Raw genomic sequence first — 14,667 nt, forward strand, 5'->3', positions numbered from 1 at the left:
GGTATTTTAATGGTTGATTCTTCTTATATGTGTGCTTCTAGTGCTTTTGTTCCTAGAGTTTCTTATTCCAGGTCGATTGATTTAAAAGATTCTTTGTTGGATTTGGTTAAAGTCCAAAAGGGGTCATATAATTCCTTTACTCCTAATAATGAGAGTAATGAAAGACTTGAAGCTATCTTTCATACAATTTTTCCAATATCTGATCCTTTGCATAGGGCTACTATCGAATTTTTGAATTGTAGGGTAGATGATCTTAAGTATAGTGAGTCTGAATGTATAAAACGTGGTATAACTTTTTCTGCTCAGGTTATTGCTTCTATACGTCTTGTTATTATGCAGGATGGTGTTTCTCTTGAAAAATATCAAGAGATTAAAGAAGATGATGATCATTCTAAGCTTGCAACTGTTATAAAATCTGCTGAAGAGCAGGAGGTTCGCTTTTGTGAACTGCCTATGATGACTGATAAAGGTACTTTCATCATCAATGGCGTAGAGAAAGTTATCGTTTCACAAATGCATAGATCTCCTGGAGTCTTTTTTGATAGTGATAAGGGAAAAACTTACAATTCTGGCAAATTGATCTATTCTGCTAGAGTGATTCCTTATAGGGGTTCTTGGCTTGATATTGAGTTTGATGTTAAAGATCATTTGTATTTTCGTATTGATAGAAAGAGAAAGTTGCCAATATCAGTTTTATTAAAGGCTTTGGGCTTATCAAATAATGACATACTTAATAAATTTTATGAAAAAATAGAGTATATAAAACATAAAAGTGGCTGGAGAGTACCTTTTTCCCCTGATAAATTCAAGGGAGTGAGGCTTCCTTTTGATTTAAAGAATGTTGAAGGCAATGTGTTACTTAAAGCTAATGTTCGTATTACTTCAAAATTAGCTAAAAATCTATATGATAACGGATTGAAAGAGTATCTAATTCCTTATGATTCTATATGTGGTTTATTTCTTGCAGAAGATTTAATAGATAGTGCTAGTTCTACAAAAGTCTTATCTGCTGGTGAATCTATAAAATTAGAGGATATAAAAAAGCTTGAATTATTATCTATAGATAAAATATCAGTGTTGAACATAGATAATGTTTCTGTTGGACCTTACATATTAAACACACTTTTCTTAGATGAAAACATGTCTTATGAGAACGCTCTATATGAAATATATAAGGTTTTGCGTCCTGGTGAAGTTCCTGTTTTAAAGATAGTAGAGGAGTTTTTTCGTAATCTTTTCTTCAGTTCGGAATATTATGATTTGTCTAACATTGGTAGATTAAAACTTAACTCTTGCCTTGGGTTAAATTATGAGGAAAATTTAACTACTTTAACACATGAAGACATTATTGAAATTATAAGAAAAATAGTATTGTTACGTGATGGTCAAGGATCTGTAGATGATATTGATCATTTAGCAAATAGAAGAGTCCGTTCAGTTGGAGAGTTTATAGAAAATCAATTTAGAACTGGATTATTAAAATTGGGACGGGCAGTAGTTGATTCTATGTCTACTTCTAGTTTAGATAAAGTCTCTCCATCTGATTTTATAAATCCAAAAGTGTTAACCAATGTCTTAAGAGATTTTTTCAACTCTTCCCAATTATCTCAATTTATGGATCAGACTAATCCATTATCTGAAATAACACATAAAAGAAGGTTGTCAGCGTTAGGTCCTGGTGGTTTAACAAGAGAGAGGGCGGGATTTGAAGTGCGTGATGTTCATCCAACTCATTACGGAAGAATTTGCCCTATTGAAACTCCTGAGGGGCAGAATATAGGCTTAATTAATAGCTTAGCTATATACGCTCGTATTAATAAATATGGGTTCATTGAAAGTCCTTATAGGAAAGTAGTTAATAAGGTTGTTACTGATCAAATTGAGTATCTGTATGCTATAGATGAAGGTTTATATTATATAGCCGATACCAGCGCAAAGCTTGATGAGAACAACTGCTTTGTTGATGATATGTTATACTGTAGGTATGCTGGTACCTTTGTAATGGTAAATAGTAATCAAGTAAGTTACATTGATTTATCTCCTAAGCAGGTAATATCGGTTGCTGCTTCTTTAATTCCATTTTTAGAAAATGATGATGCTAATAGAGCGTTAATGGGTTCAAATATGCAGCGTCAAGCTGTACCTTTATTGAAGCCTACTGCTCCTTTGGTTGCTACTGGCATGGAGTCTTTCGTAGCTTCTGGCTCTGGTGCTGTAGTTTTAGCAAAACGTGGTGGCATAGTTGACAGCTCAGATAGTAACTCTATAGTTATACGTGCTTTTGACAAAGGAGGAATTAACTACTTGGATGTGGATATTTATCATCTAAGAAAATTTCAGCGTTCTAACCATAATACTTGTATTAACCAGAAACCACTGGTGCATGTAGGTGATTGTGTTAAGGAAGGTGATGTGATAGCTGATGGTCCTGCTATTAATAACGGTGAATTGGCACTTGGCCAAAATTTGCTAGTCGCTTTTATGTCTTGGCAAGGTTATAATTTTGAAGACTCAATCATTATTTCTAGTGAAGTTGTTAAAAAAGATCTATTTACTTCTATTCATATAGAAGAATTTGAATGTGTTGTACATGACACTCCTTTAGGGTCGGAAAAAATAACTCGTGCCATACCCGGTGTTAATGAAGAAAATCTTTATCACTTGGATGATAGTGGTATAGTAAAGGTTGGTACAAGAGTTGGTCCAGGTTATATTTTGGTGGGGAAAGTTACACCTAAGCATTCTCTTTCATTGCCTCCTGAGACAAAATTGTTAATGACAATTTTTGGTGAAAAGTCATTTGATTGTGTGGATTCCTCTTTATATACATCTCCAGATATTGAAGGGATAGTGATTGATGTGCAGGTCTTTACACGCAGAGGGGAAGAAGAAAACGAAAGGGCGTTTCTTATTAAGCAAAAAGAGGTAAATGATTTTGAGAAAGAGCGGGACCATATAATCAATGTTATTAATCAATATTTCTATGATGAATTAAGAAAAATTCTTATTAATTCTGGCTCGCAAGATCGAGAAAGTATTAATTTTATTGAACGTGAGGGATGGTGGGATATAGGATTGAAAAACCAATCTATTTCTAAGCAAGTTGAGAGCTTAAAAAAAGATTTTGATGAAAAAGTATCACATGCGATAGCAAACTTTAAGCGAAAAGTAGAAAAATTGCATGAAGGCTATGATCTGCCTCAAGGTGTGTCGATGTCAGTAAAAGTTTTTATTGCTGTAAAACATAGTTTGCAGCCAGGGGATAAAATGGCTGGTAGACATGGAAATAAAGGTGTGATTTCTCGAGTTGTTCCAGTAGAAGATATGCCTTATTTAGAAGATGGTACTCCTATTGATATTATTCTTAACCCTCTTGGCGTTCCTTCGCGAATGAATGTAGGTCAAATATTGGAAACGCATGTAGGTTGGGCTTGTAAAAAATTAGGAGAAAAAGTAGGCAATATTCTTGATGAGATCAATAAAATCAAACGTGCTTTTTGTGAGGCAATTAGATCTCTCAGTGATGATGATTTTGAAAAATTTGCAGCATTATATCTTGATAATAAAAAATTTGAGGATATTAATGATGATGAAATAACGGCTTCTATTTTAGATACGCCTAATAAGGATGAATTAAATAATGAATTGACTACATTAGTAGAGAATTATTTCAACTCTTGTAAAGATGCACACAGTAGTTTACGTCACTTCCTGATTGAGGTTTATAGTTGTGGCAGTAATTTATCTATTTGTAATAACATTCGCGATATTAATGATAATCACCTCATTGAATTTGCGTATAAGTTGCGTGATGGCATTCCTGTTACTGCACCTGTATTTGAAGGTCCAAAAGATGAACAAATAGTAAAGCTATTTGAACTTGCTGGATTGGATAACTCTGGGCAAGTTGTATTATATGATGGTTGCTCGGGTGAGAAGTTTGATCGCAAAGTTACAGTTGGTTACATGTACATGCTTAAGTTGCATCACTTAGTAGATGGTAAAATTCATGCGCGTTCAGTAGGACCTTATAGTTTGGTTACTCAACAACCTCTTGGAGGAAAGTCTCATTTTGGTGGTCAGCGTTTTGGTGAAATGGAATGTTGGGCACTGCAAGCCTACGGTGCTGCTTACACTTTGCAGGAAATGTTAACTGTGAAGTCTGATGACATTAATGGCAGGGTTAAGATTTATGAATCGGTAATAAAAGGTGACAGTAACTTTGAATGTGGAATTCCTGAATCCTTTAATGTCATGATAAAAGAGTTGCGTTCCTTGTGTTTTAATGTGGATTTGAAGCAAAATGACATAGTAATTGAAGATATATCTCACACTAATATCGCACAATCTTTTAATGAGGTTAGCATTTCCATTGCTAGCCCTGAAAGTATTAAACGTATGTCTTATGGAGAGATAACAGATGTTTCAACTGCAAACTACCGTACATTCAAAGTTGAGAAAGGTGGATTATTTTGTCCTAAAATTTTTGGTCCTGTCAATGATGATGAATGTTTATGTGGAAAGTACAAAAAAAGAAGACATAGGGGCCGTATATGCGAAAAATGTGGAGTAGAAGTTACATCTTCTAAAGTAAGAAGAGAAAGAATGGGTCATATAGAGCTTGCATCTCCTGTTGCTCATATATGGTTTTTGAAGTCACTTCCTTCAAGAATTGGAGCATTATTAGATATGTCTCTTAGAGATATCGAAAGTATTTTATATAGTGATAATTATGTTGTAATAGATCCTCTTGTTTCCTCTTTTGAAAAAGGTGAAATTATTAGTGAGAAAGCTTATAATGAAGCTAAAGATAGCTATGGGGTCGATAGCTTTATAGCTATGCAAGGTGTTGAAGCTATAAGAGAATTGCTAATACGCCTTGATTTACATGAAATTAGGAAGAATTTAAGACAGGAGTTAGAGTCTGTTGCTTCTGAAATGAGAAGAAAGAAAATTATAAAGAGATTACGTATTGTTGAAAATTTTATCAAGTCTGGAAACAGACCTGAGTGGATGATACTTACAGCTATACCTATTTTACCACCTGACTTGCGTCCCTTGGTATCGCTTGAAAGTGGTCGACCTGCAGTTTCTGATTTAAATCATCATTATAGAACTATTATTAATAGAAATAATAGATTGAGAAAATTGTTAAGTTTGAATCCTCCTGAGATTATGATTCGTAATGAGAAAAGAATGTTACAAGAGGCAGTTGATTCTCTTTTTGATAATAGTCGTCGTAATGCTCTGGTAAATAAAGCTGGCGCTACTGGATATAAAAAGTCTATTAGCGATATGCTGAAAGGAAAGCAAGGTCGTTTCCGTCAGAATCTTTTAGGAAAAAGGGTAGATTATTCTGGACGTTCTGTAATAGTTGTTGGTCCAACTTTAAAACTAAATCAGTGTGGATTACCGAAAAGAATGGCTCTTGAGTTATTCAAGCCTTTTGTTTACTCAAGGCTTAAAATATATGGAATGGCTCCAACTATTAAATTTGCTAGTAAGTTAATAAGAGCAGAAAAGCCAGAAGTCTGGGATATGCTTGAAGAAGTAATAAAAGAGCATCCTGTTTTGCTAAATAGAGCGCCTACGCTACATAGGCTTGGTATTCAGGCTTTTGAGCCAGTCCTTATTGAAGGTAAAGCAATACAGCTTCATCCACTTGTTTGTACAGCATTTAACGCTGACTTTGATGGTGATCAAATGGCGGTACATGTGCCAATTTCATTGGAAGCTCAACTTGAAGCTAGAGTGTTGATGATGTCAATTAATAACGTTTTAAGTCCTTCTAATGGAAGACCGATTATAGTTCCTAGTAAAGATATAGTGCTTGGTATATACTACCTAACTTTACAGCAACTTAAGGAGGATGATTTACTACTTTTCTGTTCTTTTTGTGAAGTTGAGCATTCCTTAAACAACGGTACTCTACATATTCATTCTCATATAAAGTACAAAATGGAATACATCAATAGCGATGGAAACATTCAGTATAAAACTATTTGTACAACTCCTGGACGTTTAATATTATGGCAGATTTTTCCTAAACATGAGAATCTAAGCTTCGATTTAATAAATCAGGTATTAACAGTTAAGGAAATAACTAGTATTGTTGATTTAGTATATCGTAGCTGCGGTCAAAGTGCTACAGTGGTATTTTCTGATAAATTGATGACACTTGGCTTTGAGTATGCTACATTTTCTGGTACTTCTTTTAGTCGTTGCGATATGGTCATACCTGAAACTAAAGCTACACACGTTGATTATACAAGGGGTGAAATTAAGAAATTTTCTGCACAGTATCAAGACGGACTAATCACTAAAAGTGAGAGGTATAATAAAGTTATAGATGAGTGGTCTAAGTGCACAGATATAATAGCGAATGATATGTTAAAAGCGATATCTGTGTATGATGAAAATAGTAAGTACAATTCAATATATATGATGGTTAGCTCAGGTGCAAGAGGTTCTACTTCCCAGATGAAGCAGTTAGCAGGAATGCGAGGGTTAATGACCAAACCTTCTGGTGAAATTATAGAAACACCTATAATTTCTAATTTTCGCGAAGGATTAAATGTATTTGAATACTTTAATTCTACTCACGGTGCGCGTAAAGGTTTAGCTGATACTGCACTTAAAACTGCAAACTCTGGATACTTAACTCGTCGCTTGGTTGATGTATCTCAAAATTGCATAGTTACAAAACATGACTGTAAAACGAAAAATGGCCTTATTGTAAGAGCTATAGTTGAAGGTAGTACTATAGTTGCATCTCTAGAGAGTGTTGTACTGGGTAGAACAGCTGCAAATGATATATATAACCCAGTAACCAAAGAATTATTATTAAAAGCAGGGGAATTAATTGATGAAGGTAAAGTAAAGCAAATCAACATTGCAGGTCTTGATGCTATAAAAATTAGATCGCCTTTAACTTGTGAAATAAGTCCTGGTGTGTGTTCTTTGTGTTATGGAAGAGACCTTGCAACTGGTAAAATTGTTTCAATAGGTGAAGCAGTTGGTGTTATCGCTGCTCAATCTGTTGGAGAGCCAGGTACTCAGTTAACGATGCGTACTTTCCATATAGGTGGGGTAATGACTAGAGGTATTGAATCCTCAAATATTATAGCTTCTATTAATGCTAGAATAAAACTAAACAATAGTAATATAATTATAGATAAAAACGGAAATAAAATTGTGATAAGCCGTTCCTGTGAAGTCGTTTTAATTGATAGCCTTGGTAGTGAAAAATTGAAGCACAGTGTGCCTTATGGTGCTAAACTTTATGTAAATGAGGGTGAGTTAGTAAAAATTGGTGATAAAGTTGCGGAATGGGATCCGTATACACTACCTATTATTACGGAAAAGAGTGGTACAATATCTTACCAGGATTTAAAAGATGGAATTTCAATCACTGAAGTGATGGATGAATCTACAGGAATATCAAATAGAGTAGTAAAAGATTGGAAATTGCACTCTGGTGTAGCTAATTTACGTCCTCGTATTGCACTGCTTGATGATAATGAAAAAGTAATAACACTTTCAAGTGGTGTGGAAGCATGTTACTTTATACCAGTTGGTGCAGTGCTTAATGTACAGGATGGCCAAAAGGTTCATGCAGGTGATGTTATCACAAGAACGCCGAGAGAGTCAGTTAGAACTCGTGATATTACTGGTGGCTTGCCTAAGGTTATAGAATTATTTGAAGCACGTCGTCCTAAAGAGCATGCTATCGTTAGTGAAATAGATGGCTATGTAACGTTCTCTGAAAAAGACCGTAGAGGAAAACGCAGTGTAGTAATTAAACCTGTAGATGAGCAAGCTTCTCAAGTTGAGTATTTAGTATCAAGAAGTAAGCATGTAATAGTCAATGAAGGTGATTTTGTGCGTAAAGGTGATTTATTGATGGATGGCGATCCTGATCTTCATGATATTCTACGTGTGCTTGGGTTAGAAGCGTTAGCACACTATATGATTTCTGAAATACAGCAAGTTTATAGATTGCAAGGTGTGCGCATAGATAACAAGCATTTAGAAGTGATCTTAAAGCAAATGCTACAAAAAGTAGAAATTACCGATCCTGGTGATACTATGTACTTAATTGGAGAAAATATCGACAGGCTGGAAATTGATAGAGAAAATGATGCTATGAATAACTCTGGAAAACGACCTGCTCATTATCTTCCTATTCTGCAGGGAATTACTAGAGCAAGCCTTGAAACTAATTCCTTTATTTCTGCTGCCTCTTTCCAAGAAACAACAAAAGTACTTACGGAAGCAGCATTTTGCGGAAAGAGTGATCCTTTGAGTGGGTTAAAAGAAAATGTTATAGTAGGAAGGTTAATTCCTGCTGGTACGGGTCTGATTATGAATAAGGTGAAAGCACTTTCGCTTTGTGAAAATATAGATAAATATGAAAAATATTTTGATATTGAGACTTATGACGAAAAATTGCTGAGTGATAATAGTTATCAATTACATTCTGATGAAGAAGAGAGTGTGGTGGCATCGCACTATGATCAGTCAAATTGAATATATCTAATGAGGTAGTATGTTTAATCTGTTTTTAACTAAAAAAATCAATTATATTTTCTTTCACCTCTGTGCTGTCTATTATGTTATTTACTCTTACACGAAATTCAGATGAGTTTTGAAGCCCGCTACTGTACCATCCTATATGTTTGCGGGCCATCTTTATTCCTGTATCGCTTCCATAGTACTCAAGAATACTGTCATAATGCTTGAGTATTATGCTTAATCTCTCTGAGGCTGTTGGCTCAGAAACTTTATTTCCACTCAAAAAGTTTATTGCTTGATTAATCAGCCAAGGTTTGCCGTAAGCACCACGACCTATCATTACTCCATCTGCCCCAGATTCTTTAAGTGCACTTTGAACATCATTCAAACTCTTAATATCTCCATTTACTATAACTGGAATTTTTACCTGCTCTTTAACATTTCTAACGAATTTCCAATCTGCTTGACCATTATAAAGCTGTGCCCTTGTCCTTCCATGTACAGTAATCATCTTTGCTCCCAAATCTTCTGCAATTTTTGCCAAGCGCGGAGCATTACGATTTTCGTCATTCCATCCAGTACGCATTTTTACTGTAACTGGCACACTCACTGCCTTGACTACAGCTTCTATTATCTCAGCAGCCTTTTTTTCATCACGCATAAGTGCTGACCCTGCGTAACCGTTTACAACTTTTTTAACTGGACAACCAAAATTTATATCTATGATTTTTGCACCCATGCCCTCATTTAACTTTGCAGCTTCCGCCATAACATCAGGCTCACAACCAGCAAGTTGTACAGCGGTTAGTTCATCGACTTTTGCTTTTTGCATGCTCTGGCGAGTTTGCATGATCATAGCTCTGCTTGCAATCATTTCTGAGACTAGCAAACTTGCACCAAGTTTCTTTACAATACTCCTAAATGGATAGTCAGTCACTCCAGACATTGGCGCTAAAATAACTGGAGAATCAATCGTCAAACTTCCTATTTGTAGGGACATAGATTTTATAGATTAATTACTTAAGCCCAAACGTCTTGCACACGTTGTAGTAACATTTTGAATAATCGAACTTATGGTAGATTGTGCCTCCTCTTTCTTACTATCTTCAAGACTAAGCTGCTGTAGAGCATCATGTAAAATTCCACCTTCAGCAATGGATTCTTTCCACTCTTCATCCTCCATAAGTGCTTTTGCGAACTCTCTTCTTTTTTCTTGCAATTCTTCTGGCTTAGGCTTGTACTTTGATAACTCTCTGTCAATTTCATCAAATGATTTATCCTCGTTGAGCATTTCCGTAATCCTATGAGCATTTTCTAAAGCAAATACTCCACAATTACAGCCATCTTTTTGCTGATCAACCGCAGAACTCTTTATGCTATCATTTCCTATCTCTAAGGTTTCCTGCAATATGCCCACTATATAACTAGTATCAATTGGCTTACTAACTAACTTATTTCTATCTTCTCTTGCATGACCTAATGTTTTTTCAACATCATCTTTTTTCTCTTTAAGGCTAGCATTATCTGGATTATTTTCTCTTTCCCGTATTAAACTTCCCACCTCATTACTTAAGGGTACTAGACACTTCTCAGCAATCTCATTAGCAAGACTTATATCGTCTTTTACCTTTCCTTCAACCTCATTTGGTAATTTATTACCAAATGAGTCACAATAATAAGCTCTAAATTGTCTGTTACCATTACATGTGACTATCAGTGTTACCCAGTGATTTCCTCCTAAATTAATAATCGAGGCAAAGATTTTTTTTGTGTTCCCTTGTTCTATTTTATACTCTTTCAGTTTTGAGTTTAAAGTACTCACATCACCAGGAATACAAAAAACTACATTGCCACTTGAATTTTCTGAATAGTTATATACAGCTCTTGCAATATGAGAAATATCATGTTCTTGTAGCCAGTAATAGTAATTTTCTCTATTTGTCTGATGCATAAGAGTTTGTAAATTTTCATGAAACTCTTTGCCACCCAAACCACTATCTCCTGAAGCATTAGAATTTCTACGACTATTGTTACTTGAGGCAGGTTCACTTCCTGGTACAATACCACTATCTGTAGATGGAGAATAGGAATTTCTACGTACCCTCTTATCCGAATCATTTGTTTGTCTTGATATAGTATCTAGTCCACTATCCAGTGATTTACTTCTTGTGAATTTTTGCTCTTTTGGACTCTTTTCTTCCTTTACAGTTCCTTTTTCATCAACATAACCTTTTACCAAGTAAAATAAAGGTTCAATAACCATCTTGTATGTCGCTGCAAGCACTATTCCCATTAAGATCCAAGCTATAGGGTTGGAGATGAGCATAGCAAGTGGTAAGGTTAAGAGGAAAGATCCCATTATTAATCCCAAACAGCCAATGGTAAATGTAGTCGCCAAATATATACAAAAAGCGTAGACAGCAAATCTTCCACTAGCCTTAAGTTTAGTGAAGTGAGTACTCTCTTTAGATTTATTGTATCTTTCTATGATGGCTAACATATTATATTTCACGTTTATCAATTCTAGCAAATTATGAAGGTAAAATCAATATTAGCATTTATATGTAAAAATATTGAGCATTCAAAGCTTTTGAAGTAGAGTAATGATGTTAGTAATAGCACAACATATGCATGATATAGAACATATACGCAAAAACCCTAAAGGATTTGAAAAAGCAATAAAAAGCAGAGGGGTGAAAGAATTTACTACAGAAGAAATATTAGAGATTGACCATAAAAAAAGATCACTGACTACTAAATTGCAAGCTTTAAATAAGCAACGAAACGAGGTCACGGAAGAAATAAAGAGGCTTAAAATGAACAAAAGCCCATGTGAAGAACAAGTAAAGTTATCAAAAAGCATCACAAGTGAGATAGAGACAATCAGCCTCAAGGAGCAAACAGAAAAAAATAAGTTAGTGGATATTTTATCTAACTTACCAAATATTTCTGCACAAAATGTACCAATAGGTGAAGATGAGAGCTCCAACGTAGAAATCAGAAAATATGGAGAAAAAAGGCAATTTAGTTTTATGCCAAAATTTCATTATGAACTCGGAGAAAGGTTAGGCTTGATGGATTTTGAACAAGCAGCAAAAATTTCTGGATCAAGGTTTACAATACTAAAAGGACAGTTAGCTAAGCTTGGACGAGCATTAATAAATTTTATGCTGGAAACACATGTTAATGAATTTGGTTATACTGAAGTGCATCATCCAGTTTTAGTAAAGGATAGGGCGATGTATAATGTTGGTCAACTACCAAAATTTTTTGATGATTCATATTTAACTACCGATAAATTAAGATTAATTCCCACAAGTGAAGTAGTTTTAACAAATTTAGTTGCTGACAAAATAATAGAAGAAAAAGAACTGCCTATTCGTTTTACTGCATATTCAGAATGTTTTCGTAAAGAAGCTGGTAGCGCAGGACGAGATACAAGAGGTATGATAAGGCAACACCAATTTGGTAAAGTGGAGTTGGTAAGCATCACAACTGAAGACCAGTCAAATGATGAGCTTGAACGCATGACAAATGCTGCTGAGGAAATATTAAAAAAATTAGAACTACCGTATAGAATAATGCTGCTTTGTAGTGGTGATATGGGCTTTGCTGCACAAAAGACTTATGATATAGAGGTATGGTTACCTGAGCAAAATAAGTACAGAGAAATATCAAGCTGCTCAAATTGCGGTACGTTCCAGGCAAGAAGAATGAACACTAAATACTTCTTAGAAACTGACAGAAAAACAAAAAAATACGTTCACACTTTAAACGGCTCAGCTTTAGCCATAGGAAGAACAATTGTTGCCATAATGGAGAACTATCAAAATTCCGATGGGTCAGTTACAATACCAAACGTGTTGCAAAGATACATGAGTAATGATACTGTTATAAGCAAACAATAATTTTGACATATAGAAAAGCGAGGAAATAAAGATGAAGGTTCTGGTTATAGGTTCTGGTGGGCGTGAGCATGCTTTACTTTGGGCTTTAAAGAAGTCTCCTACCTTGACTAAGTTATATGTTACTCCTGGTCGCCCGGCCATGGAAAATTTTGGAGTTCTTGTGAATCTAAATATTCAAGATTCAGTGGATGTTATACAATTTTGCAAGAAAGAAAATATAGAGCTAGTAATTATTGGTCCAGAGCAACCGATAATTAATGGACTTGCTGATGATTTAGCTGCAGAGGGAATAAATGTTTTTGCTCCAAGTCAAGCAGCTGCAAAACTTGAGGCATCAAAGTCTTTTACGAAGGAACTATGTAAACAGTATGGTATACCAACTGCAAAGTATGAGCGTTTTATTGATGAAAGGTTAGCTAAAAATTTTGTCCGTAGTAATAAAATAAAATTTCCGCTTGTAATTAAAGCAAATGGAATTGCAGCAGGGAAAGGCGTCATAATATGCCACACAGAAAATGAAGCTTTTTCAGCAATAGATTCAATGCTAGTGGAGAAAAATCTTGGTGAGTCAGGTGAAGAAATAATCATAGAAGAGTTTTTAATTGGAGAGGAAGTAAGTTTTTTTGCTCTTATTGATGGGTTGAAGGTAGTAACCCTTGGGTGTGCAAAAGATTACAAGAGAGTTGGTGAAAATAACGAGGGACAAAATACTGGAGGCATGGGGTCATACTCATCACCTTCGATTATAAGTAAGGAGATGGAGCAAAAAATTATCCAAAAAATAATATATCCTACAATTCAAGCACTGACTAACATGGGAACATCCTATAAAGGCGTACTCTTTGCTGGTTTAATGATTTGCAAAGATAGTCCAAAGCTTCTTGAGTATAATGTTAGGTTTGGGGATCCGGAAATACAATCTATTTTACCTAGACTTGATCCAAATTGTGATTTGTTAAAGTTGATGTTGTCAGTTGCAGAAGGCAAGTTAAATACAAAAATGGTGGAGTTTAATCACAAAACTACAGTTTGTGTAGTTGTTGCAAGTAAAGGCTATCCTGGTGATTATCAAAAAGGAGAGGTAATTAAAGGATTGGATAAAATTGAAAACATTCCTGGTGTGCTAGTTTTTCATGCTGGTACTAAGTTGGATGAAAGTGGTAATTGGATTTCCGATGGCGGAAGGGTGCTAAATATAGTAGGAGAAGGAAATACTGTGGAAGAAGCTAAAAGTAAAGTGTACTCAGCGTTAAATTTTCTAGAATGGTCAGGTGGGTTCTTCAGGTATGATATTGGTAGTTAATTTAGCTCATGCAGAAACAAAAAAAGTCACTTTGTAAGCAGTAAACTAAAGAAAAACATGATATCTGTTCAGATTCATGTGAAACCAGTGCTTCTTTTCTTGTCATGAAAGTAGCTGACACTGGGATCCAGGTTGATGAAAGCACACTAGCATAGAAAGTGGTTACAACGTTTTCGATGAGATTATATGGAAAACTGGATTCCAGTGTCAAGCACTGGAATGACACCGTCTATTATGCAAATTACCTGCTAATTGCAATGTTCGTACAGATGTGGGTCACGCGCTGGAATAACACCCTTGGTGATAACAACTAAAGAAAAACATCAACTAGGTTTATAGTCTATCACTACTGTTTTTGCAATTTTGTCATTAAGGAACTGTTTATGCTTATCAAATGTTGCAAACAATATTATAATAATTGGTAAAATTATAAATAGACTAGAAATACTCAATATTGTATAAAAAATTATAAAATATAACACTCCAAAAGTTCCTGTTCTGATTATTGTTTGTGTTATAGTGATTTTTTCAAGTGTATTTTTGTCTTTTATCTGCATACGAAGCAATAATTGTCCCGGAGTTCCGCCGAATTCTATTATCGTAAATGCATAAAATGCTAATGCCAATATTAGTGCTGTTACATTAAGAATTGTTGCGTTGTCTGAAATTATTTTAACCGCATTGGGTGTTAAAGAACCTAAGGTACATCCAACGTTAAATCCAATAAAATACTTTATCGCCGTTAATAAAATATGATCAAACGCAAATGCAAAAATGCGTCTCGTAACTCTTGCATAGCTTATTTTAGTATCCATACAACCCCACCCGCATTACTAACTGACATAAGAACATGTTATTAAATAACTGTAAATATGTCAACTTGTACAGTACTAGCTGCTTGTGCCACTATATTATTTGAATTAACATTAAATCATTTACAGT

Annotated in this window: 6 protein-coding genes and 1 pseudogene; 4 read left to right on the forward strand and 3 right to left on the reverse strand. The window is 34.9% G+C overall.

The annotated features are described in order from the left end of the window. Positions 1-9: 9 nt before the first annotated feature. Positions 10-8,529 carry a DNA-directed RNA polymerase subunit beta/beta' gene (locus tag OOK82_RS00220; RefSeq protein ID WP_264704256.1) on the forward strand — a complete coding sequence of 2,840 codons (8,520 nt, stop codon included), beginning with the start codon at positions 10-12 and terminating at the stop codon, positions 8,527-8,529. 34 nt (positions 8,530-8,563) lie between these two features. On the opposite strand, the gene dusB is transcribed toward OOK82_RS00220, so the two are convergent. Together dusB and OOK82_RS00230 are read right to left on the reverse strand one after the other, a co-directional pair. Beyond that, the gene (dusB, locus tag OOK82_RS00225; protein WP_010402373.1) at positions 8,564-9,514 is read right to left on the reverse strand and encodes a tRNA dihydrouridine synthase DusB; all 951 of its coding nucleotides are present in this window, start codon (positions 9,512-9,514) and stop codon (positions 8,564-8,566) included. A 12-nt stretch (positions 9,515-9,526) separates the two neighbouring features. Then, entirely contained in the window at positions 9,527-11,014 is a 1,488-nt protein-coding gene (locus OOK82_RS00230; protein ID WP_264704257.1) for a hypothetical protein, read from the reverse strand. Positions 11,015-11,141: 127 nt separating this feature from the next. Here OOK82_RS00230 and serS point away from each other — a divergent pair, with 127 nt between their 5' ends. The 3 genes and pseudogenes from serS to OOK82_RS07735 all read left to right on the forward strand — a co-directional run. Further along, on the forward strand, positions 11,142-12,422 hold the full coding sequence (gene serS, locus OOK82_RS00235; RefSeq protein ID WP_064085932.1) for a serine--tRNA ligase: 1,281 nt from the start codon (positions 11,142-11,144) through the stop codon (positions 12,420-12,422). 31 nt (positions 12,423-12,453) lie between these two features. Then, complete coding sequence (gene purD / locus OOK82_RS00240) at positions 12,454-13,725, forward strand: phosphoribosylamine--glycine ligase (protein ID WP_108784496.1); 1,272 nt, start codon at positions 12,454-12,456, stop codon at positions 13,723-13,725. 183 nt (positions 13,726-13,908) lie between these two features. Next, positions 13,909-13,974 (forward strand): annotated as a pseudogene (locus OOK82_RS07735) (WPE palindromic element domain-containing protein); the annotation flags it as partial. Between the two features lie 74 nt (positions 13,975-14,048). On the opposite strand, the gene OOK82_RS00245 reads toward OOK82_RS07735, so the two are convergent. Continuing rightward, positions 14,049-14,540: an RDD family protein gene (locus tag OOK82_RS00245; protein ID WP_264704258.1), complete on the reverse strand. Its 492-nt coding sequence runs from the start codon at positions 14,538-14,540 to the stop codon at positions 14,049-14,051. Positions 14,541-14,667 lie beyond the last annotated feature (127 nt).

Source organism: Wolbachia endosymbiont (group B) of Apotomis betuletana (genome assembly GCF_947250475.1).
Classification (GTDB): domain Bacteria; phylum Pseudomonadota; class Alphaproteobacteria; order Rickettsiales; family Anaplasmataceae; genus Wolbachia.

Bases quoted from the DNA above. Each gene is read 5' to 3' on its own strand.
- dusB (WP_010402373.1), bottom strand. From the start codon at position 9,514: ATGTCCCTACAAATAGGAAGTTTGACGATTGATTCTCCAGTTATTTTA.
- OOK82_RS00230 (WP_264704257.1), bottom strand. From the start codon at position 11,014: ATGTTAGCCATCATAGAAAGATACAATAAATCTAAAGAGAGTACTCAC.
- purD (WP_108784496.1), top strand. From the start codon at position 12,454: ATGAAGGTTCTGGTTATAGGTTCTGGTGGGCGTGAGCATGCTTTACTT.
- OOK82_RS00245 (WP_264704258.1), bottom strand. From the start codon at position 14,540: ATGGATACTAAAATAAGCTATGCAAGAGTTACGAGACGCATTTTTGCA.
- serS (WP_064085932.1), top strand. From the start codon at position 11,142: ATGCATGATATAGAACATATACGCAAAAACCCTAAAGGATTTGAAAAA.
- OOK82_RS00220 (WP_264704256.1), top strand. From the start codon at position 10: ATGGTTGATTCTTCTTATATGTGTGCTTCTAGTGCTTTTGTTCCTAGA.